Origin of the sequence: Lelliottia sp., assembly GCF_045627565.1 — a bacterium.
Classification (GTDB): Bacteria; Pseudomonadota; Gammaproteobacteria; order Enterobacterales; family Enterobacteriaceae; genus Enterobacter.
The window spans coordinates 117613-137081 of record NZ_JAZQNX010000044.1 but is presented as its reverse complement, the minus strand read 5'-3'; the positions used below and the strand labels follow the sequence as shown (position 1 = coordinate 137081).

Sequence of the window (19469 nt, the reverse complement as noted above, 5' to 3'; positions counted from 1 at the left end):
GAGGCGCTATGTATCAATCATTCGATGGCAAAAAATGGCGGCATATCTGGGTGGTGAGCGACATTCATGGTTGCTACCAGTGGCTGATTGATGAATTAACTCAGCGCGGTTTTAATCCCGATGAGGATTTGCTTATTTCCGTCGGTGACCTTATCGATCGCGGGCCGGATAGCGTAAAATGCCTGCAACTGACGCAGGAAAAATGGTTCCTGGCGGTACGGGGAAATCATGAACAAATGGCGTTGGATGCGCTCGAAAATAATGATTTTGCACTCTGGACGATAAATGGTGGTATTTGGTTTTCTCGCCTGACGTCTTCGCAAAAAATAAAAGCAATGGCATTACTCCAGGCGTGCCGGGAATTACCGCATATTATTGAAATAACCTGTGCAAATGGACGGAATGTCATTGCGCACGCTGATTACCCGTCTTCGGTTTACCTTTGGGATAAACCGGTCAGCCTCCATCGCGTGTTGTGGAATCGAGAGCGTTTAACCCGTTTACTGAACGGAGAGGGCGAAGGGATTTCTGGCGCTGACCATTTCTGGTTTGGTCATACTCCACTCAACAAACGCAGCGACTTTCACAACCTGCACTATATCGACACGGGTGCTGTGTTCGGTGGCACGTTGACGCTGGCTCAATTACAGTAATTAAAAGTCGCTGTATTCCTGTGCGGGTGACCAGAATCCGTCGATAAAATCTTCGACAGGATAGCAACCGCCATGGCGAATTCGCTGTTCTTTCTTCGACGCCACGCATTGCCATTCGGTGTTGTAAACATCGATAACGATGTCATCACAGCCGCCATCCAGGTAACAAACAAAAAGTACCAGTGCAAACATCTCATCCTCTGATCTGGCTTCCAGACTATCAGTGTAGGGGATGATTTAGCGCAGGGGAAATTTGAGGGGGTAAATAACCCGCCTTCGGGCGGGTTCTTTTTGAATCAGGCAAGGCGCATGACCCAGGCATCGGACTGTTGATCGTAGTGCTCACGGTATAGAACGGAATGTTCGCCATCAAGGATCGCTGGAACACTGGTGTCCGCATCCCAGGCATCAAGCTGCATACATAAATCCGGATCGGATTTACACGGAATGGTTAACGTTCGATCGCCTTGATTATCGCCTTGTAACTCGGCATCGTCGATTTCAAATGCGCCGATACGCACGTTGGTTTTCGTCATAATGCTCTCCGCAGTTCGCTGAAAATCTGGTTCGACCAGTGTGATCGTCCATTTTTTAGCGTAGTGCAGGAGAGCAGAAGTGCCAGTGAAAATGTGCGGTTTTTTTAATTGGCGCTATCGTGGCCGGTAAACAAGCGACCATCACGAACGAGTTCTCGCGGATAGCTGTTTTTCAGCCTGGAGCCGATTTTCTTCGCCAGTCCTAACGGAAACCCCTGATAAGTCACTACCACTTCGTCACCCGTGGGTGTGAGCTCAGGGTAAACATCGCGTCCGCGATACCACTCTTCGGCTTCTGTGTGGGTCAGCGCAAACGTGTTTGCGTCATTGGCCAGCGCGATCACGGCTTCATGCTGCCAGCGATAGCCTTTATTATGCACTTCTGCTAATCGCATGCCGATGCGGGAGAATCGTACTTTGCCAATCATCGTTTCGACATCCACCGGGAAGAGCCAGATCTCTTTATCGCGTTGCCAGAGACGTAAATTATCATCCCAGTTAAGCCCTGCTTTTTGCGCGGCAGCGACAATCTGTGCCGTTTCGCGCCCTTTGAGCGGGGCGAACGGGAAGTGACCGACTTTGTATTTCGGTGCAGGTAATGGCGCAATGGCCGCCGTTTTACGCAAGCGCGCAACGAAGAAACCTTCGCAGTCATATATCTGCGGGAAAACGTGCAGGAAACCTTCAGGCGTGAGCGCTTCTTTTGCGGAGGTGAAAAGCGAATCTAACAGCAGAAACTCGACGGCTTGTGGGTATTGTGATTTGAGCCACAGGCATACCGATTCGTTTTCGTCACGGTTCAATGTGCAGGTAGAGTAAACCAGCGTTCCGCCAGGACGCAGCGCATGAAACGCGCTGTCGATAAGTTCGCGCTGGGTGGCGGCAATCTCAAGATTACTGGCAACGGACCAGTTTTTAAGGGCGTCGGGATCTTTACGGACAACGCCTTCTCCCGAACACGGCGCATCCAGCAGAATGGCATCGAAGGATTCCGGCAAAGCGGCACCGAAAACACGTCCATCAAAGTGGGTGAGGGCGACATTGCTGATCCCGCAGCGGCTGATGTTAGCGTGTAACACTTTGACCCGGCTGGCAGAGAATTCATTTGCCAGAATAACGCCACGATTGCCCATTCGCGCGGCAATTTGGGTGGTTTTAGAACCCGGCGCAGCGGCAACATCCATCACCCGAGTGGGTTGATTATCGTCTGCAAACAAGGCTGCTACCGGCAACATCGAGCTGGCTTCCTGAATATAAAACAGCCCGCTTAAATGTTCGGCCGTGCTCCCGAGCGGCAGGGCGTCTTCATCTTCGCGTTCAATCCAGAAACCTTCTGCGCACCATGGCACGGGCGTCAACTGCCAGCGATAAGGAGATACCAGCGTCAGGAAATCCGGCACGCTGATTTTTAATGTATTTACGCGAATGCTGCGGCGCAAAGGACGCTGGCAGGCTGCGATAAAGTCATCAAAAGAGAGATGAGCGGGAAGCGCCTCGCGCATTTGCGCCAGGAATTCGTCAGGAAAAAATACGGAGTTTTGAGCCACGGACACACCACTGGGAATAGTTCAGGCGCGCAGTGTAGCATAAAGGCTCCGGCGCGTTGACACCGGAGCCTGTGGGATTAACGTGGCAGTGCGGTTCCCCACTCACGCCACTCTTTCGGTTCACTCTCGAGCAACAGGAAATGTTTACCCGTCTGCGCTTTCGGCGCGAGCGGTGTGCCTGGCGGGGTGGCGAAGGCGATACCGCCGCGAATGAACTGGTTAAATGTCCCTGTTTTCACTACGCCGCCGGTCAGACCGAAGTCCAGCGAATAGCCCGACGCCAGCCAGAAGACTGAGTTGTTGCGAACCAGATGCTGGAAGCGTTCGCTGATGCGCAGCCCGACCATCACGCGATCTGACAGGGTGCCCAGCGTCAAGCCCGTGACGGTCCCGACCTCGATACCGCGGAACAACACCGGCGTACCGATGCTCATGGAGCCCGCTTCTGGCACTTCGACAACAATGCTCAAACCGTCTAGATAACGCGAGTCGGTAATCGTCGCTTCCTGCAGTTCAAAGTCACGACGCGCCTTACCGCTACCCGGTTCAACGTTGATATAAGGCTGCAAAATGGTGTCCAGATGCTCAACGCCCGCTGCAGAAATCTGCGGAGTGACGACCGAGAAGCGTGTCCCCGTCCGGGCAAAGTTCTGCACGTATTCCGGATAAAGTACCGCCGTAGCCTGCACTTCATTGCGCGCGGTGATCAACGTCAGTTTCTGGATTTGGCCGATATCAATCCCTAAATAGCGAATCGGCATTCCCTCGGCGAGCTTACCGGCATCAAAGGCGTGCAGCGTAATTTGACCGCCAACCGCACGTGCGGCGGTTTCAGACGGATACAGAATACGTTTATCGCCTTTACGCTGGTTGGCACTCGCACCGCTCAAGTTATCGAAGCTGATAGCACCGCGCAGCGCACGGGAGAGGGGAGCCGCTTGCACGGTCAGCCCGCTACCATTGAGCTGCACTTTTGCCCCGCCTTCTGCCCAGAACACGCTGTTGGCGGTCAGTAAGTTGCGATATTCCGGTTTGATATGCAGTTCGATATCAAAGGCATTGGCACGCGGCCGCACGGTGATAATTTCACCCACCTGAAACTTGCGATATAAAACGACAGAACCTGCCTGAACGTCAGGCAGCGTATCAGCACTGAGCGTCAACGTGGTGGTTGGCAGGTCGCTCATGCTGTTTTCAATCGCTTTATCCAGATTGGCATACAGCGGATAGGCTTCGCGCATTTCCCCTTTCTGGCCCGGCAGGATACGGACGCCGCCGCTGAGCCATTCGCCTGCGCTCGCGCCAAGGAACTCGACCCCGTCGAAACCCACTTTGACATCTACGCGGCTGTTAACCACGAATTTGCTATCGCCATGCACTAAATCGCGGTATTGCGGATCGACCGCAACGGAGAAAATTACCCCATCTTCCGTCAACTTACGTTCAAGAACCTGGCCCACCTGCACGCCATGTAACAGCAACGGCTGGCCCGCTTCGATACCGTAGCTTTCGGGCGCATTGAGGGTCAACGTCATCACGCCGGGTTTTTGCAGCAGGGCTTTATCCGCTGGGGCAATGACAAAATTATTGTTGGGTTTCCCATCACCAGGAATTAGCTCAAAGGTGCTGCCTGTCAGCAGACTGCTAATGCTGGCGTCGCTGAGAGAGAGTTTTGGATTGCGAAGCTCAAGACGTGTTCCTTCGCGAAGCAGATCGACAACGCTTGGGTCAACGGTCATTTCGCCGGTAACCGAACCGCCCGGATTAAGCGTCAATTTGGTGAGCTGACCAACCTGTAAGCCTTGATACATCAGCGGGGTAGAGCCCGCTTTCAGACCCTTTGCGTCCGGCAGTGCCAGTTTGACGATCACGCCGCGCTGGCTATGGGCCAGATCGGCATAGAGACCGAAACTATCATCTACCTCGGCGGGTTTTGAACCCTCTGGTGAGTCGAAGGCGATGGCACCGTTAACAAGTGCTGCCAGGCTTTCGAGCTTCACTTTTGCGCCGCTCAAACTGACGTCAGCATCCACGCCTGAAACATTCCAGAAACGACTGCCTTTTTTGACAAGCGAAGTGAATCGACGCTCGATCAGCACATCAATCGTGACGCCCTGTTTATTCGGATTAATGGCGTAGTCATAGACGCGCCCGACCGGGATTTTGCGGAAATAGACCAGCGATCCGCTGTTGAGCGAGCCCAAATCCGGCGAATGGAGCTGAATCATCAGATCGCCGTTATTTAGCCGGTATTTAGGCTGCGTATCCAGTGCGGTAAAGTGTTCCTGAGGCTCACCTTTACCTGGCATCATGCCAATGTAGTTCCCGCCCACCAGTGCATCCAGTCCGGAAACGCCCGCCAGAGACGCTTTTGGCGTGACCAGCCAGAACTGGGTTTCACTGCGCAGCGCATCCTTCATATCGGCTTTGATGCTGACACGAACCTCGATTTTATTCAGATCCTTACCGAGCCGGATATCCTGGACAGTACCCACTTCAACGCCCTGGAAGCGCACGGGTGTTCGCCCGGCGACGATGCCGTCGGCGGTCTGGAAGTCAATCGTAACGGTATTACCGCGATCTTCGTAACTCGTCCAGATAAGCCAGCCCGCTATCATCAATGCGATAACAGGGAGTAGCCAGAAAGGCGAAATACGGCGTTTTGTTTTAATTCTCGCTTCAGTCGGCGAAGCGGGCGTTTCCTGACTCATGTGCATCCCAAAGTAAGCGGCTATCCAGCCATTCCACTGCAAGAATAGTCAATATCACCGCAGAGCCGAAATAAAAAGCCGCGGGTCCCATAGTAAAAGCAAGTAACTGATCGCGATTGATCAGCGACATCATCAACGAAATAACGAACAAATCCAACATCGACCAGCGGCCAATCCACGTGACGAAACGTAAAAGCAAAATACGTGCCCGTAGCCCTTGTTCACACTTAAACTGAATGCTGATGAGCAAGGTAAACATGACAATGACTTTGGTAAATGGCACCAAAATACTGGCAATAAACACGACACCGGCCACTGCAAAGTTACTGTGCGCCAGGGAGACGATGCCAGACATAATGGTGTCTTCCTGCCGTCCGCCGTTAAGATAAATAACGGAGATTGGCAGGAGATTCGCTGGCAGCAGGAACACAATCGAGGCGATCAACGCGGCCCAACATTTTTGCAAACTGTGTTTGCGGCGCAGCCGCAACGGAATGTGACAGCGAGGGCAGCGGCCCCGCGCGTCAGGCAATCCCGTAAAATGGCAGCCCAGACAGGCCCTGAGATTAGGATCGGGCCGCGTCGCCGGGCGCTGGGGATAGAAGCGCTCCCACAGCTGTTCCACATTCAGGTGAATCAGCGTCAGGATGCTTAGCAGCACAAGCGCGATAAAGGCAAATAGCCCGATACCTGGCTGTAAGAAAGCGTAATCCTGCACTTTGATTGACGTTACCCCGATGCCGACCAGATAGATATCCAGCATCACCCACTCTTTGAGCTTCTCCAGCATCAGCAGGACCGGGCGCAGATTCATGCCTAAAATATTGCCGAACCAGAGATACGCAATGGCGACGACCAGCACCACCGGGGCACCGACGGTGCAAAACAGCACCATTGCTCCCGTCAGAGGATCGCCTTGCTGCGTCATCTGCCATATACCTTGTAGCAGATTTGCGTCGATCCGCACGCCAAGCAGATAAAGCTTGAGCAGCGGTTCACCCCATGCGAAAGGCATCAGCAAAAGCATCGTAACAGCCATGGCGGCCAGTCGTGTCAGCGACCAGTCGCGTCCATCGCGGATTTTGGCGTCACAGCGAGGGCAATAGGCACTCTGGTGCGATTTCATCTTCGGCAACATAAAAAGCGTATCGCACTGCGGACAACGCTGATAATGTGCACGCGGTAGCGCATCACTGACCGAGTGGACAGTGATCTTTCTTGCCGGCGTAATTTTCGGATTATTGAGAGCCATTAGTCGCGCATAAAAGGATTAATTAACGTTATATTAACTCATCTTGGGATTCATCTTGAGAATGAAAGCATTTAATGTTTAGTTAAAAAGGCTATGCACACATTTTGTAGACAACCAAGTGATTGATTAATGAACAAAACAGAATTCTACGCGGATCTTAACCGCGATTTCCAGGCATTGATGACAGGTGAGACCAGTTTTTTAGCGACTCTGGCTAACACCAGCGCGTTGCTGTTTGAACGTCTGTCGGATGTGAACTGGGCGGGGTTTTACCTTCTGGAAGGGGATACGCTGGTACTCGGACCGTTCCAGGGCAAGCTGGCGTGCGTGCGAATCCCGGTAGGTCGGGGCGTATGCGGTACGGCGGTTGCTCAAAATCAGGTCCAGCGCGTTGAAGATGTACATGCCTTCGACGGACATATTGCATGCGATTCGGCGAGTAATGCCGAAATCGTTCTGCCGCTTAGCGTAAAAAATCAGATTATTGGCGTTCTGGATATCGACAGTACCGCGTTTGGCCGCTTCACTGAAGAAGATGAGCAGGGCCTTCGCGAGTTAGTCGCAAATCTGGAAAACGTATTAAACGCGACCGATTATCAAAAATTCTTTGCGAGCGTCGCAGGATAATCAACGGATAACGTAGCATTTACGGATGGCGTCATTATAATGTCGCCTGTTCATGCCTGCGGCTTATTGGCAACGTCCGTTGTAATCAGGAAATTTCATGGAAAATCAACCTAAGTTGAATAGTAGCAAAGAAGTTATCGCCTTTCTGGCAGAGCGTTTCCCACAGTGTTTCAGTGCTGAAGGCGAAGCTCGCCCCCTGAAAATTGGTATTTTTCAGGATCTGGTAGCACGCGTTGAGGGTGAGATGAGTCTCAGTAAAACCCAACTTCGCTCTGCCTTACGTCTTTATACTTCAAGCTGGCGTTACCTTTACGGTATCAAGCTGGGCTCGACGCGTGTCGATCTCGACGGCAACCCTTGTGGTGAGCTGGACGAGCAGCATGTTGAGCATGCCCGTAAACAGCTTGAAGAAGCGAAAGCACGTGTTCAGGCACAGCGTGCTGAACAGCAGGCGAAAAAACGCGAAGCTGCCGCGGCGAATGGTGAAGAAGCACCACGTCGTGAACGCAAACCGCGTCCTGCTCCGCGTCGTAACGAAAACAGCGAGCGCAAACCGCGTGCAGATAAGCCAGCGGCTAAAGCACAACCTGCGGCTCGTGAAGAACAACGCCACACTCCGGTTTCTGACATTAACGCGCTGAGCGTCGGTCAGTCTCTCAAGGTGAAAGCGGGTAACAATGCGATGGATGCCACCGTACTCGAAATCACCAAAGATGGCGTTCGTGTGCAGCTGACTTCTGGCATGTCAATGATTGTACGCGCAGAACACCTGGTGTTCTGAAACGGAGGCCAAGCCTGGCATGAACACTCTTTTTAAGATCACCGCACTGGCTGGCCTGTTAGCAATAACAGGCCACGCTTTCGCTGCGGACGATATTACGCGGGCCGATCAAATTCCGGTATTAAAGGAAGAGACTCAGCACGCAACGGTGAGTGAGCGCGTGACGTCGCGTTTCACCCGTTCGCACTATCGTCAGTTCGATCTCGATCAGGCCTTTTCGGCCAAAATCTTCGATCGATACCTGAATCTGCTGGATTACAGCCATAATGTGCTGCTGGCAAGTGATATTGAACAGTTTGCAAAACGTAAAACCGACGTCGGCGATGAGCTGCGCAGCGGTAAACTCGATCTGTTCTACGATCTGTATAATCAATCTCAGAAGCGTCGTTTTGAACGTTATCAATACGCGTTAAAAGTGCTGGAACGTCCAATGGACTTTACCGGCAACGACAACTTTAATCTCGATCGCAGCAAAGCCCCGTGGCCTAAAACGGAAGCTGAGCTGAATGCGCTGTGGGACGGTAAGGTTAAGTTCGATGAATTGAGCCTGAAACTCACGGGGAAAGACGAGAAAGAGATCCGTGAAACGCTGACGCGCCGCTACAAATCGGCTATTCGTCGTTTGGCGCAAACCAATAGTGAAGATGTATTCTCACTGGCGATGACCGCGTTTGCTCACGAAATCGATCCGCACACTAATTATCTCTCTCCACGTAACACCGAACAGTTCAATACTGAAATGAGCCTGTCTCTGGAAGGTATTGGTGCCGTGCTGCAAATGGACGAAGATTACACAGTAATCAACTCCATGGTTGCCGGCGGTCCAGCGGCGAAGAGCAAATCCATTGGCGTGGGTGACCGAATTGTTGGTGTTGGCCAGACGGGTCAGGGCATGGTCGATGTGATCGGCTGGCGCCTTGATGATGTGGTTGCGCTCATCAAAGGCCCGAAAGGAAGCAAGGTACGCCTTGAGATCCTGCCTGCTGGTAAAGGTACGAAGACCAAAATTGTCACATTGACTCGCGAACGTATTCGTCTGGAAGACCGCGCGGTGAAAATGTCGGTGAAAACCGTTGGCAAAGAAAAAGTCGGCGTTCTCGATATTCCTGGTTTCTACGTCGGTTTAACAGACGATGTGAAAGTGCAGCTGCAGAAGCTTGAAAAGCAGAATGTCAGTAGCGTGATCATCGACCTTCGGACCAACGGCGGTGGAGCACTGACAGAAGCCGTTTCACTTTCTGGCCTGTTTATCCCGTCTGGACCTGTTGTCCAGGTGCGTGATAACAATGGCAAAGTACGTGAAGATGCTGATACCGACGGTGTCGTGTATTACAAAGGCCCGCTGGTGGTGCTGGTTGACCGCTTTAGCGCGTCCGCATCTGAAATCTTTGCCGCTGCGATGCAGGATTATGGTCGCGCGTTGATTGTCGGCGAACCGACTTTCGGTAAAGGTACGGTACAACAATACCGCTCCCTGAATCGCATTTACGACCAAATGCTGCGCCCGGAATGGCCAGCTCTCGGTTCAGTACAGTACACCATTCAGAAGTTCTATCGCGTGAATGGCGGAAGTACACAGCGTAAAGGTGTGACGCCGGATATTATGATGCCGACAGGGACGGAAGAGACTGAAACGGGCGAGAAGTTTGAAGATAACGCGTTGCCGTGGGATAGCATCAATGCTGCCACCTTCGTGAAGTCTGGCGACATGACCCAGTTTGGTCCTGAGTTGTTGAAAGCGCACAATGACCGTATCGCAAAAGATCCGGAATTCCAGAACATCATGAAGGACATTGCGCGTTTCAATGCTCTGAAAGAAAAACGGAATATCGTGTCTCTTAATTATGCTCAGCGTGAGAAAGAGAATACGGAAGACGATGCAACGCGTCTGGCACGCATCAATGACCGTTTCAAACGCGAAGGTAAACCGCAGCTGAAAAAACTGGACGATCTGCCGAAGGATTATCAGGAGCCAGATCCGTATCTGGACGAGACGGTGCACATCGCGCTCGACCTGGCGAAGCAGGAAAAAGACAAACCTGCGGTCCAGCCGGCTCTAGTCAAATAAAGACCCGACAGGCACAAGAAATTGTGCCTGTTTTTTTTAGTTCTGCAACCTCCCGTCAGTAAGCCAATAAACAATGTAAAGTTGTGTCTTTCTGGTAACTTACACCGCTCGAATCCTTGAAAATAGCCACAATACCCATACGATGTGGGTAATCGCATAGTGCGTTTTGTTAAACAGAGGTTAAAAGAAAATTATGATGCGAATCGCGCTCTTCCTGCTCACCAACCTGGCGGTCATGGTGGTCTTCGGGCTTGTGCTAAGCCTGACGGGAATTCAGTCGAGCAGCGTTCAGGGTCTGTTGATTATGGCGCTGCTGTTTGGTTTTGGTGGCTCTTTCATTTCGTTGTTGATGTCGAAATGGATGGCGCTGAAATCTGTGGGTGGTGAGGTCATCGAACAACCGCGTAATGACATGGAACATTGGCTGATGAATACGGTTGCTCAACAGTCGCGCCAGGCGGGTATCAAAATGCCACAGGTGGCGATTTATCACGCTCCTGATATTAACGCGTTTGCGACCGGCGCACGCCGCGATGCATCGCTGGTTGCCGTGAGCACCGGGCTTTTGCAAAACATGAGCCGTGATGAGGCTGAAGCGGTTATCGCGCATGAAATCAGTCACATCGCCAATGGTGATATGGTTACCATGACCCTGATTCAGGGCGTAGTGAACACGTTTGTTATTTTCATCTCCCGTATCCTGGCACAAATTGCTGCCGGATTTATGGGCGGCAACCGTGATGAAGGTGAAGGGAACAACGGCAACCCGTTGATCTATTTCGCCGTTGCGATGGTGCTGGAACTGGTGTTCGGTATTCTCGCGAGCATCATTACAATGTGGTTCTCTCGTCACCGCGAATTCCATGCTGATGCAGGATCCGCGAAGCTTGTAGGTCGGGAGAAAATGATTGCAGCGTTGCAGCGTTTAAAAACCAGCTACGAGCCGCAGGAAGCGACCAGCATGATGGCATTTTGCATTAACGGTAAATCAAAATCGCTGAGTGAAATGTTTATGACTCACCCACCGCTGGATAAACGCATCGAAGCGCTCCGTAGTGGGCAGTACATCAAATAAAATTCGTTTTAGATAATAAAGCAGGCCGGGAGATGCGAAAACATCTCCCGGCTTTTTTATGCCTCTGCGCGGGGTTGAATCACGCGCAGGCCGCTGATAATGGCGGCAATCGTTGCCAATGACCCAGCGGTATACAGCGCGATATGAGTTCCACTTTGTCCGGCCAGGTTGAACATAAGTGCGACCAGCGCTGCGCCGATGCTTTGCCCTAACAAACGCGCGGTACCGAGCATTCCACTGGCGCCTCCGCTACGGTGGCGCGGGGCCGCGGACATAATCGTGTGATTATTGGGTGACTGGAATAAACCGAATCCGGCGCCGCAAAGAATCATTCTCCAGATAATATCTGCATCCGTCGGCGAGGCGGGTAACATCGCGAGGGCGAAAAGACCTGTTGCCATCACCAACAGACCCATTGCCCCCAACAATCCTGCATGCACGCGTTCAATCAGATAGCCTGCGAGCGGTGCCATAACCATCGTAGCGAGCGGCCACGGCGTGAGTAGCAGTCCCGTTTCGACCTCTGTACGCCCCACGATGTTTTGCAAAAAGAAGGGGAGCGATACAAGCGCCAGCATCTGCGCGCAGAACGAGCAAATGGATGTCCCGATCGATAGCGAAAAAAGCGGAATACGTAATAGGTCTACGGGCAGCAGAGGCACCGGCAATGCCAGCTGACGGCGAACGAAAAAGAACCCAACGATCAGCATGGCGATAATTTCTGCGGCGATAAGCCTTAGGGATTGCCCCTGCGCAAAACCGCTAAGCGCAGTGATGAGCAGGCCGAACGTCAGCGCGTTCATCACGGCGCTGGGGAGGTCAAAGCGTGGCATCGCGCTTTTTGCCCCGTTTGCCGGGAGATAACGCAGTGCAAAGAGCAGGGCGACAATACCCAGCGGCACGTTAATCAAGAACAGCCATTGCCACGACGCAACGGAGAGAATGGCCGCAGCAACAGTTGGACCTGCAGCAGATGAAACCGCCACAATGAAGGAGTTGATTCCCATCCCGCGGCCTAGCTGCCTCTGGGGATAGATAAGCCTTATCAGCGCTGTGTTGACGCTCATTAACGCTGCGCCACCAAAGCCCTGCGCAATACGCGCGATAGTCAGCGTATGCAAAGAATCAGACAATGCGCAAAAGAGAGACGTCAGAGTGAAGACGGCGAGCCCACATTGATAAATGCGGCGATAACCAAACATATCTCCCAGGAAAGAGAAAGACAGCAAAGAAATAACAATGGCTATTTGGTAGGCATTAACGATCCAGATTGAACTGGCGGGTGATGCGTGAAGATCGCTGGCAATCGTCGGCAGCGCAACGTTGGCAATCGCCCCATCAAGAACGGCCATCGAAATACCAATAATAATAGTGGCAATCGCGCCATAACGTTGCGGCAACGGCAAGCCGTCAGAGGGGATTTTTTCCATAGGAAATGAAACGCTCAGGATGTAATATTTGTTAGTGTTACTATTTTAGCACCGATATTTCGGGTTTATGTCGCAGATTTGTAACGAAGTAAACGCAGAACGATTGCAGCAAGGCAAACGCGAATTTATAATAAAAACCGGTTCTGATTTTTATAAAACACTCGCAATGAGGTGATAAATGGCAATCGCAGATTTGGACAAGCAGCCAGATTCTGTTTCTTCCGTGCTGAAGGTGTTTGGCATCTTACAGGCGCTGGGTGAAGAGCGCGAAATTGGTATTACAGAGTTGTCGCAACGTGTGATGATGTCAAAAAGCACTGTTTATCGCTTTCTGCAAACCATGAAATCCCTGGGTTATGTTGCTCAGGAAGGCGAGTCTGAGAAATATTCTCTGACGCTGAAACTCTTTGAGCTGGGCGCTCGCGCACTTCAAAATGTCGATCTTATTCGCAGTGCAGATATCCAGATGCGCGAGCTTTCTCGTTTGACGAAAGAAACCGTTCACCTTGGGGCGCTCGATGAAGACAGCATAGTTTATATCCATAAAATAGATTCTATGTATAACCTGCGCATGTATTCGCGCATTGGTCGTCGCAACCCGCTTTACAGTACTGCTATTGGTAAGGTACTGCTGGCGTGGCGTGACCGCGAGGAAGTTAAAGAAATCCTCCAGGATGTCGAGTACAAACGTAGCACCGAGCGCACCATCACCAGCACAGAAGAACTCCTGGCAGTGCTTGATAAAGTGCGTGAGCAGGGTTATGGCGAAGATAATCAGGAACAGGAAGAGGGGCTGCGTTGCATTGGCGTCCCGGTATTTGACCGTTTTGGTGTAGTCATCGCAGGGTTAAGTATTTCTTTCCCGACGCTTCGATTCTCAGAAGAGCGCCTGCACGAGTATGTTGAAATGCTGCATACTGCTGCGCGTAAAATTTCTGAACAGATGGGTTATAACGACTATCCATTCTAACGTGTGAATCATATGAAACGCCGCATCACTGCGGCGTTTTTATTTGTTGTCAGGGCTATTAAGCGGTGCTTAATTAACCGTTATCCACCACCACCTGGCTTTTGCGCAGAATCGGGCAGTTAGACAAACCAATGACACCGCTGTCAGTGTGTAAATATTGCGCAGTGCTGGTGCCTCTGGCGGTGAGGTACTTACACTGAATACCCAGGCCAGCGGCGTTCTCTTTGCTTCCCACCAGTACGCCATAGCCCGATAATAATAAGCCTATCCAAACAATGGCAAGGACAACCATTGTCCTAATGATTAACCGCATAGCTGCCTCTTTTTTTACTAATAATGCTATTCAGCGTAATAGTTTCGCTATATTAAACAAGTGCATAATTCTGAAAAAAATCAGATGTAACGCAGAGTTAGTTCTTGTTTAAGATAAGCGTGATAACCTGGACACATCAGGTCAAACGACGGAGTGTGGAGTGAAAAAAATACGCTGGGTAATTCTGATCATAGTGCTGATTGCCTGTGTCATTCTTTGGACGCAGACAATCAATGTGATGTGCGATCAGGATGTACAGTTCTTTAGTGGCATTTGCGCGATCAATCAATTCATCCCCTGGTAGGACACTTTTTTATAGATCGTTACCTTCCTCTGCGTCAGTGGTAAAATAGATGTTTTCATTGAGGTGGTAAAATGGGTGAGTTACAAAATTCGGGGCTACTGAACGTAGCCTCACTGGCGATCTCTGCAATCATTATGGTCATTGGTCTGGTTTTGTGGTTCTTTGTGAATCGCACCAGCTCACGTACCAATGAGCAGATCGAGCTTCTGGAAGCGCTGCTTGATCAGCAGAAACGCCAAAATGCGTTGCTTCGCCGTTTGTGCGAAGCCAATGAGCCTGAAGAAAAACCGGTGGTAAAAGCCCCTGAAGCATTGCCTGAAGAAGACGAGGATGATTTTATCCGTCTGGTTGCTGAGCGTTAATCTGCAAGACTAGGGAGGCGGCTGTATCCCGTTATGACCCCTCCCTTAATGCCTATCCAACGATTTCAAACAAATACCCTCGATGCCAGCCGCCTGTGCATTACTCAAACCTTTCCCACTTCTGCACCAGGATGGTTCAAATCCCTCTATTACGCTTTCAGCTGTTCCATGGGCGCAGGGACGGGACTTACTTCTCCGATGCTGCTGTAGCTGATGAGACGTACGAGAATTCCTACGGCAGGCTTCATGAAGCGCAAAAGAGTTTAGTGGTAATGAATAAACATTTTAGAATATAAAAAATTGGTTACTATTTGCGCTTGTGACGTCATCGCGTGCCGTAACTATATATTCTGTATTTTTCACGTACCTCTATAGTTTTATTTTTATCGAAACGTTTTGCTTGCCTTGTTATGAAGCAAAGTCACAAAAAATTCATTATTTTGGTGCAAAGCTACTTTTTTCCATGCGTATTCATTATGCGAGAGCTGCGGCGCGAATAAGCATTGTTATTTCAATGTAAACATTTTATCGCTGAGTTGATTTGAGCATAACTTTTCACAAATTGTTCTAACTGTAACAGTGAATCTAATAAACATTATCGGCTTTCTTTCACACCTTCGGTATAGGGAAAACGGTAAAAATCCTTATATTACAGTGGCTATGAACTGGAAGGCGATACTGAGTGTCTTATTCAGAGTGATATGATGATAACGTAGAGTTGCTCAAAATTTAGCAAGGCGGCATCAGAGTTTGTGCGGCGGATCTTGTCATGTTTAAAAATGGCTTGCCATGATTAACGTTGTATGTGATAACACGGTTTGGGTCAAACGAGGTACAGTTCTGTTTATGTGTGGCATTTTCAGTAAAGAAGTTCTGAGTAAACACGTTGTCGTTGAATACCGCTTCTCTGCCGAACCTTATATTAGTGCCTCAAGCAGTAATGTCTCAGTTTTATCTAGGTCAATGCCTGCGGGCTAAGAAAACAATCTAAGGAATTTTGCAAATGGCAAAGATTAAAGGTCAAGTTAAGTGGTTCAACGAGTCTAAAGGTTTTGGTTTCATTACTCCTGCTGATGGCAGCAAAGATGTGTTCGTACACTTCTCTGCAATCCAGGGTAACGGCTTCAAAACTCTGGCTGAAGGCCAGAACGTTGAGTTCGAAATTCAGGACGGCCAGAAAGGTCCGGCTGCTGTTAACGTAACCGCTATCTGATCGAATCACTGCTGATTCAGAAGCGCTACAGCGCCTCATACTCAGACATCAAGCCTCGCATTTTGCGGGGCTTTTTTATGCACTATTTTTCAAAATGTAACCCTTTACTGTCTGGTTAGCAGTTTGTTGCAAAGCTGCGAGATTAGAATCATTGTTTTCTCCATGCTGATTCGTTTTTTACCGTTAAATCAGGGCGTTGTTTCATTGACCTGGAGCCAGGGTGAAAACGAAACCCTCTAGTCCTGCCGGTAATTTTACCCCGGTGCGTTTTGCATTGCTTTGCCTTGCCATTTTTGTAAGCCTTGCGTTTCTTCTGGGACGCGTTGCATGGCTACAAATTATTAAGCCTGACAACCTGGTCAAACAGGAAGACATGCGCTCATTGCGTGAAGTGTCGATTGACGCGCCGCGCGGGATGATTACCGACCGTGATGGCCGACCGTTAGCGGTCAGTGTACCGGTCAGGGCGGTGTGGGCCGATCCTAAAATCGTGTTGGCTAAGGGCGGCGTAGGCTTTGACGAACGCTGGCAAGCGCTCGCGACAACGTTGCACATTTCACTGACGTCGTTGGCTTCTCGCATTAATCACGATCCTAACGGGCGTTTTATCTATCTTGCGCGTCAGGTGGACCCCTCGCAGGCTAAATGGATTGATAAGCTCAACTTACCAGGGATTAACCTGCGGGATGAGTCACGCCGCTTTTATCCGGCAGGACATGTGGCGGCAAATCTGCTTGGATTTACGAATATCGATGGGCAGGGGATTGAAGGGGTTGAAAAGAGTTTTAATGCACAATTGACCGGTCAAGCTGGGATCAGGCGAGTCAGAGAAGACCGCTACGGCCATGTGATTGAGAATTTAACAGAAGTCTCACCGGTTCCTGCTCATAACATTCAACTGAGTATTGATGAGCGGCTGCAGACGATCGCTGAAGATGCGTTAGATAATGCCGTCGCCTGGAACAAAGCAGAATCCGGCGCAGCGGTGTTAATCAATGTTCAAACCGGCGAGATACTCGCCATGGCCAGTTTCCCGGACTTTAACCCCAACAATCGGGATGGCGCCACGCTCAACGACTTCCGCAATCGCGCCATCAGCGACACCTTTGAACCGGGGTCGACCGTCAAGCCGTTGGTTCTCATGACGGCGCTACATTATGGCATTGTTAAACCTGATAGTGTTCTCGATACTCATCCTTATACGCTAGATGGGCACCGAATCCGTGACGTGGGATATTATCCGGAATTATCGCTGACAGGCATTTTGCAGAAGTCGAGTGATACGGGGGTGTCACGCCTTTCGCTGGCCATGCCGATACAGCACTTGCTCGATACGTATAAGAGCTTTGGTTTTGGTACAACGACAGGTCTGGGTCTCACGGGCGAGAGCAGCGGGCTCCTTCCTCAGCGTAAATTTTGGAGCCAGCTCGATCGCGCCACCTTTGCGTTCGGATACGGTCTGATGGCGACACCGCTCCAGCTGGCGCATGTTTACGCCACGATCGGAAGTTACGGGCTGGAGCGGCCCTTGTCGATAACGCGCATTGACCCGCCAGTTGAGGGTCATCAGGTTATGCCTGAAGAAATCGTACATGATGTTGAACACATGATGGAAAGCGTTGCTTTACCGGGCGGCGGTGGCACAAAGGCTGCCGTGCGCGATTATCGCGTGGCGGTCAAAACGGGCACGGCCAAAAAAATCGGTGATGACGGCAAATATGTCGACAAGTATGTGGCGTATACCGCGGGTGTGGCACCAGCAAGCCATCCACAGTATGCATTGGCCGTGGTCATTAACGATCCGCAAAATGGTCGATATTATGGCGGGGCCGTTTCGGCACCGGTATTTAGCCAGATTATGGGTGACGTATTGCGTCTGGAGAACGTTGAACCTGATGGATTAGCACCCGATTCCAGCCATCTTGTCGTGATGCGCTAAGGCAGACGTTTTATACCAGGGCGAATAGGGGTACACTTTCGGCCTTTGATATTGCCGGGAGTTACCATGTCATTCAGTTGTCCCTTATGCCACGCGCCGCTCACGCAGGCTGAAAATAGCTACATCTGTCCACAGGGGCACACGTTTGATAAGGCGAAAGAAGGGTATGTGAATTTGCTGCCCGTGCAACATAAACGCTCCCGCGATCCGGGCGATAGCGCGGAGATGATGCAGGCGCGGCGCGCATTCCTCGACGCCGCCCATTACCAGTTGCTGAGGGATGCGGTTGCGCAGTGGTTAGCCACCGCGCTCAGTGAAAGCGCGAGCTCGATTTTGGACATTGGCTGTGGCGAAGGCTATTACACGGCCTCGTTTGCCGAAGTAGCGGGGCGTGTCGGTGCAGCAACCGTAGGTCTCGATGTTTCGAAATCGGCCATTCGCGCTGCCGCAAAACGTTATCCGCAGGTCACATTCTGCGTCGCTTCCAGCCATCGTCTTCCGTTTGCCGATGTGAGCCAGGATGCCATTATTCGCATCTACGCACCGTGCAAAGCGCAAGAGCTGGCACGCGTGGTGAAACCGGGCGGCTGGGTCGTGACCGTTACGCCGGGTCCGCGGCACCTAATGGAAATGAAAGGGCTAATTTACGACGACGTGCGTTTGCATGCGCCGCATTCAGAGCAGCTGGCCGGGTTCACGCTCAAGCATGAACAGTCATTGGGTTACGACATGCAGCTGACAGGAAAAGAAGCGGTTGCGTTGTTACAGATGACGCCGTTCGCCTGGCGCGCAAAACCAGACGTTTGGGAAGCGTTAACAAACGAAAAAGAATTTCACTGCCAGACGGATTTCAGTATCCACTGCTGGCAGCGCGACACGTTAACCGGCGAAATGCGACCAGAGAATTTGCCCACCAATCCCGATTAAAACAATCCCGCCCAGGATTTCGGCTCGCTTGCCTAGCAGTGGGCCGATGAAACGTCCAACCATCATCCCGATTGTTGACATAATTAGCGTGGCGCAACCAATCGCCAGTGCTGTAGCGATAATATTCACCTGAAGAAATGCCAGCCCGACGCCCACTGCCATCGCATCAAGACTGGTTGCAATAGCCGTGGTCACCAGTATCCAAAAGCCGTGTCGATACTGCGGCGCATCGTCATCATCGGGAGTATTGCGAAACCCTTCGATAACCATTCGTCCGCCCAGGAAAACCAGCAGCGTAAAGGCAATCCAGTGGTTCCATTCCAGAATGAACTGGCTCGCCAGCATGCCGAGTGACCAGCCGATAAGAGGCGTGAGCGTTTCGATTGCGCCGAAAATAAGACCGGTACGCAGCGCTTCAGAGAATTTGGGTTTGTGGAGCGTAGCACCTTTACCAATGGAAGCGGCGAAAGCATCCATGGACATGCCAAAAGCGAGAAGGATCGTGGCGGAGATATTCATAACAGCGTCCAGACCGGGGATATCCATATGACACATCACTGCCCCCAGTAAACAGCAGTTGATGCGTCTATGGTCTCGCCTGACTATTACGCACAAGAAATGTGCAGTAAGTCATCCGTACGCACCACGTTTTTCAACGAGTATGTTGACACGTACATTTCCTTAGACAGGAAATCGGCTACTCCCCAACGACGGCGCAACCTTAACATATTTTGAGAATATAAAACAACAACAGGGATGTA

19 protein-coding genes and 1 pseudogene are annotated in these 19469 nt (G+C 51.0%); 12 read left to right on the top strand and 8 right to left on the bottom strand.

The genetic code is table 11. The features are described 5' to 3' along the window. Positions 1 to 8 precede the first annotated feature (8 nt). Complete coding sequence (pphA, locus tag ACKI5T_RS20750) at positions 9 to 653, top strand: protein-serine/threonine phosphatase (RefSeq protein WP_407439879.1); 645 nt, start codon at positions 9 to 11, stop codon at positions 651 to 653. Here the strand turns inward: pphA and ACKI5T_RS20745 are convergent, their stop codons facing one another. The 5 genes from ACKI5T_RS20745 to yebS all read right to left on the bottom strand — a co-directional run bounded on the left by ACKI5T_RS20745 (position 654) and on the right by yebS (position 6699). After that, entirely contained in the window at positions 654 to 845 is a 192-nt protein-coding gene (locus tag ACKI5T_RS20745) for a YebW family protein (protein WP_015959409.1), read from the bottom strand. Positions 846 to 949: 104 nt separating this feature from the next. Then, positions 950 to 1189 (bottom strand): YebV family protein, encoded by a 240-nt coding sequence (locus ACKI5T_RS20740; RefSeq protein ID WP_015959408.1) that lies wholly within the window; start codon positions 1187 to 1189, stop codon positions 950 to 952. A 104-nt stretch (positions 1190 to 1293) separates the two neighbouring features. Next, a complete protein-coding gene (rsmF, locus tag ACKI5T_RS20735) occupies positions 1294 to 2736 on the bottom strand; it encodes a 16S rRNA (cytosine(1407)-C(5))-methyltransferase RsmF (protein WP_407439876.1) in 1443 nt (480 codons plus the stop codon). 77 nt (positions 2737 to 2813) lie between these two features. Next, positions 2814 to 5447 (bottom strand): MlaD family protein, encoded by a 2634-nt coding sequence (locus tag ACKI5T_RS20730; protein WP_407439874.1) that lies wholly within the window; start codon positions 5445 to 5447, stop codon positions 2814 to 2816. Continuing rightward, a complete protein-coding gene (gene yebS, locus ACKI5T_RS20725) occupies positions 5416 to 6699 on the bottom strand; it encodes a membrane integrity lipid transport subunit YebS (RefSeq protein WP_235133495.1) in 1284 nt (427 codons plus the stop codon). The genes ACKI5T_RS20730 and yebS overlap by 32 nt, the downstream gene beginning before the upstream one ends. Before the next feature lie 129 nt (positions 6700 to 6828). On the opposite strand from yebS, the gene ACKI5T_RS20720 reads away from it, so the two are divergent. The 4 genes from ACKI5T_RS20720 (at position 6829) to htpX (ending at position 11250) form a co-directional block, all read left to right on the top strand. Then, positions 6829 to 7326, top strand: a complete 498-nt coding sequence (locus tag ACKI5T_RS20720) for a GAF domain-containing protein (RefSeq protein WP_407439872.1) — start codon at positions 6829 to 6831, stop codon at positions 7324 to 7326. A 97-nt stretch (positions 7327 to 7423) separates the two neighbouring features. Next, positions 7424 to 8107 (top strand): RNA chaperone ProQ, encoded by a 684-nt coding sequence (gene proQ / locus ACKI5T_RS20715; RefSeq protein ID WP_407439870.1) that lies wholly within the window; start codon positions 7424 to 7426, stop codon positions 8105 to 8107. Positions 8108 to 8126: 19 nt separating this feature from the next. Beyond that, positions 8127 to 10175, top strand: a complete 2049-nt coding sequence (gene prc / locus ACKI5T_RS20710) for a carboxy terminal-processing peptidase (protein ID WP_407439868.1) — start codon at positions 8127 to 8129, stop codon at positions 10173 to 10175. Positions 10176 to 10368: 193 nt separating this feature from the next. Continuing rightward, on the top strand, positions 10369 to 11250 hold the full coding sequence (gene htpX / locus ACKI5T_RS20705) for a protease HtpX (protein ID WP_015959401.1): 882 nt from the start codon (positions 10369 to 10371) through the stop codon (positions 11248 to 11250). A gap of 56 nt (positions 11251 to 11306) precedes the next feature. Here htpX and ACKI5T_RS20700 read toward each other — a convergent pair whose 3' ends face one another. Then, positions 11307 to 12680: an MFS transporter gene (locus ACKI5T_RS20700; RefSeq protein ID WP_407439866.1), complete on the bottom strand. Its 1374-nt coding sequence runs from the start codon at positions 12678 to 12680 to the stop codon at positions 11307 to 11309. 178 nt (positions 12681 to 12858) lie between these two features. Between ACKI5T_RS20700 and kdgR the strand changes: the two genes are divergently transcribed. Continuing rightward, positions 12859 to 13650, top strand: a complete 792-nt coding sequence (gene kdgR / locus ACKI5T_RS20695) for a DNA-binding transcriptional regulator KdgR (protein ID WP_407439864.1) — start codon at positions 12859 to 12861, stop codon at positions 13648 to 13650. Positions 13651 to 13723: 73 nt separating this feature from the next. Here kdgR and ACKI5T_RS20690 read toward each other — a convergent pair whose 3' ends face one another. Further along, positions 13724 to 13963, bottom strand: a complete 240-nt coding sequence (locus ACKI5T_RS20690; RefSeq protein WP_407439862.1) for a YobH family protein — start codon at positions 13961 to 13963, stop codon at positions 13724 to 13726. A gap of 160 nt (positions 13964 to 14123) precedes the next feature. On the opposite strand from ACKI5T_RS20690, the gene mgrB reads away from it, so the two are divergent. The 6 genes and pseudogenes from mgrB (at position 14124) to rlmA (ending at position 18708) form a co-directional block, all read left to right on the top strand. Continuing rightward, the gene (gene mgrB, locus ACKI5T_RS20685) at positions 14124 to 14267 is read left to right on the top strand and encodes a PhoP/PhoQ regulator MgrB (RefSeq protein ID WP_015959397.1); all 144 of its coding nucleotides are present in this window, start codon (positions 14124 to 14126) and stop codon (positions 14265 to 14267) included. A gap of 71 nt (positions 14268 to 14338) precedes the next feature. Next, positions 14339 to 14629, top strand: coding sequence for a YebO family protein (locus ACKI5T_RS20680; protein ID WP_407439861.1), 291 nt, complete (start codon positions 14339 to 14341; stop codon positions 14627 to 14629). A gap of 846 nt (positions 14630 to 15475) precedes the next feature. Further along, positions 15476 to 15620 (top strand): annotated as a pseudogene (locus ACKI5T_RS20675) (DUF2627 domain-containing protein). Positions 15621 to 15632: 12 nt separating this feature from the next. Then, positions 15633 to 15842: a transcription antiterminator/RNA stability regulator CspE gene (gene cspE / locus ACKI5T_RS20670; RefSeq protein WP_001062678.1), complete on the top strand. Its 210-nt coding sequence runs from the start codon at positions 15633 to 15635 to the stop codon at positions 15840 to 15842. A gap of 220 nt (positions 15843 to 16062) precedes the next feature. Continuing rightward, entirely contained in the window at positions 16063 to 17781 is a 1719-nt protein-coding gene (ftsI, locus tag ACKI5T_RS20665; protein WP_407439859.1) for a peptidoglycan glycosyltransferase FtsI, read from the top strand. A 66-nt stretch (positions 17782 to 17847) separates the two neighbouring features. Continuing rightward, positions 17848 to 18708 (top strand): 23S rRNA (guanine(745)-N(1))-methyltransferase, encoded by an 861-nt coding sequence (rlmA, locus tag ACKI5T_RS20660; protein ID WP_407439858.1) that lies wholly within the window; start codon positions 17848 to 17850, stop codon positions 18706 to 18708. On the opposite strand, the gene mntP is transcribed toward rlmA, so the two are convergent. Beyond that, on the bottom strand, positions 18661 to 19227 hold the full coding sequence (gene mntP / locus ACKI5T_RS20655) for a manganese efflux pump MntP (protein ID WP_235135751.1): 567 nt from the start codon (positions 19225 to 19227) through the stop codon (positions 18661 to 18663). The genes rlmA and mntP overlap by 48 nt on opposite strands. Positions 19228 to 19469 lie beyond the last annotated feature (242 nt).

Excerpts from the sequence above, each read along its gene's own strand:
- pphA (WP_407439879.1), top strand. The coding sequence starts at position 9 with ATGTATCAATCATTCGATGGCAAAAAATGGCGGCATATCTGGGTGGTG.
- ACKI5T_RS20745 (WP_015959409.1), bottom strand. The coding sequence starts at position 845 with ATGTTTGCACTGGTACTTTTTGTTTGTTACCTGGATGGCGGCTGTGAT.
- ACKI5T_RS20740 (WP_015959408.1), bottom strand. The coding sequence starts at position 1,189 with ATGACGAAAACCAACGTGCGTATCGGCGCATTTGAAATCGACGATGCC.
- ACKI5T_RS20730 (WP_407439874.1), bottom strand. The coding sequence starts at position 5,447 with ATGAGTCAGGAAACGCCCGCTTCGCCGACTGAAGCGAGAATTAAAACA.
- yebS (WP_235133495.1), bottom strand. The coding sequence starts at position 6,699 with ATGGCTCTCAATAATCCGAAAATTACGCCGGCAAGAAAGATCACTGTC.
- ACKI5T_RS20720 (WP_407439872.1), top strand. The coding sequence starts at position 6,829 with ATGAACAAAACAGAATTCTACGCGGATCTTAACCGCGATTTCCAGGCA.
- proQ (WP_407439870.1), top strand. The coding sequence starts at position 7,424 with ATGGAAAATCAACCTAAGTTGAATAGTAGCAAAGAAGTTATCGCCTTT.
- prc (WP_407439868.1), top strand. The coding sequence starts at position 8,127 with ATGAACACTCTTTTTAAGATCACCGCACTGGCTGGCCTGTTAGCAATA.
- htpX (WP_015959401.1), top strand. The coding sequence starts at position 10,369 with ATGATGCGAATCGCGCTCTTCCTGCTCACCAACCTGGCGGTCATGGTG.
- ACKI5T_RS20700 (WP_407439866.1), bottom strand. The coding sequence starts at position 12,680 with ATGGAAAAAATCCCCTCTGACGGCTTGCCGTTGCCGCAACGTTATGGC.
- kdgR (WP_407439864.1), top strand. The coding sequence starts at position 12,859 with ATGGCAATCGCAGATTTGGACAAGCAGCCAGATTCTGTTTCTTCCGTG.
- ACKI5T_RS20690 (WP_407439862.1), bottom strand. The coding sequence starts at position 13,963 with ATGCGGTTAATCATTAGGACAATGGTTGTCCTTGCCATTGTTTGGATA.
- ACKI5T_RS20680 (WP_407439861.1), top strand. The coding sequence starts at position 14,339 with ATGGGTGAGTTACAAAATTCGGGGCTACTGAACGTAGCCTCACTGGCG.
- cspE (WP_001062678.1), top strand. The coding sequence starts at position 15,633 with ATGGCAAAGATTAAAGGTCAAGTTAAGTGGTTCAACGAGTCTAAAGGT.
- rlmA (WP_407439858.1), top strand. The coding sequence starts at position 17,848 with ATGTCATTCAGTTGTCCCTTATGCCACGCGCCGCTCACGCAGGCTGAA.
- mntP (WP_235135751.1), bottom strand. The coding sequence starts at position 19,227 with ATGAATATCTCCGCCACGATCCTTCTCGCTTTTGGCATGTCCATGGAT.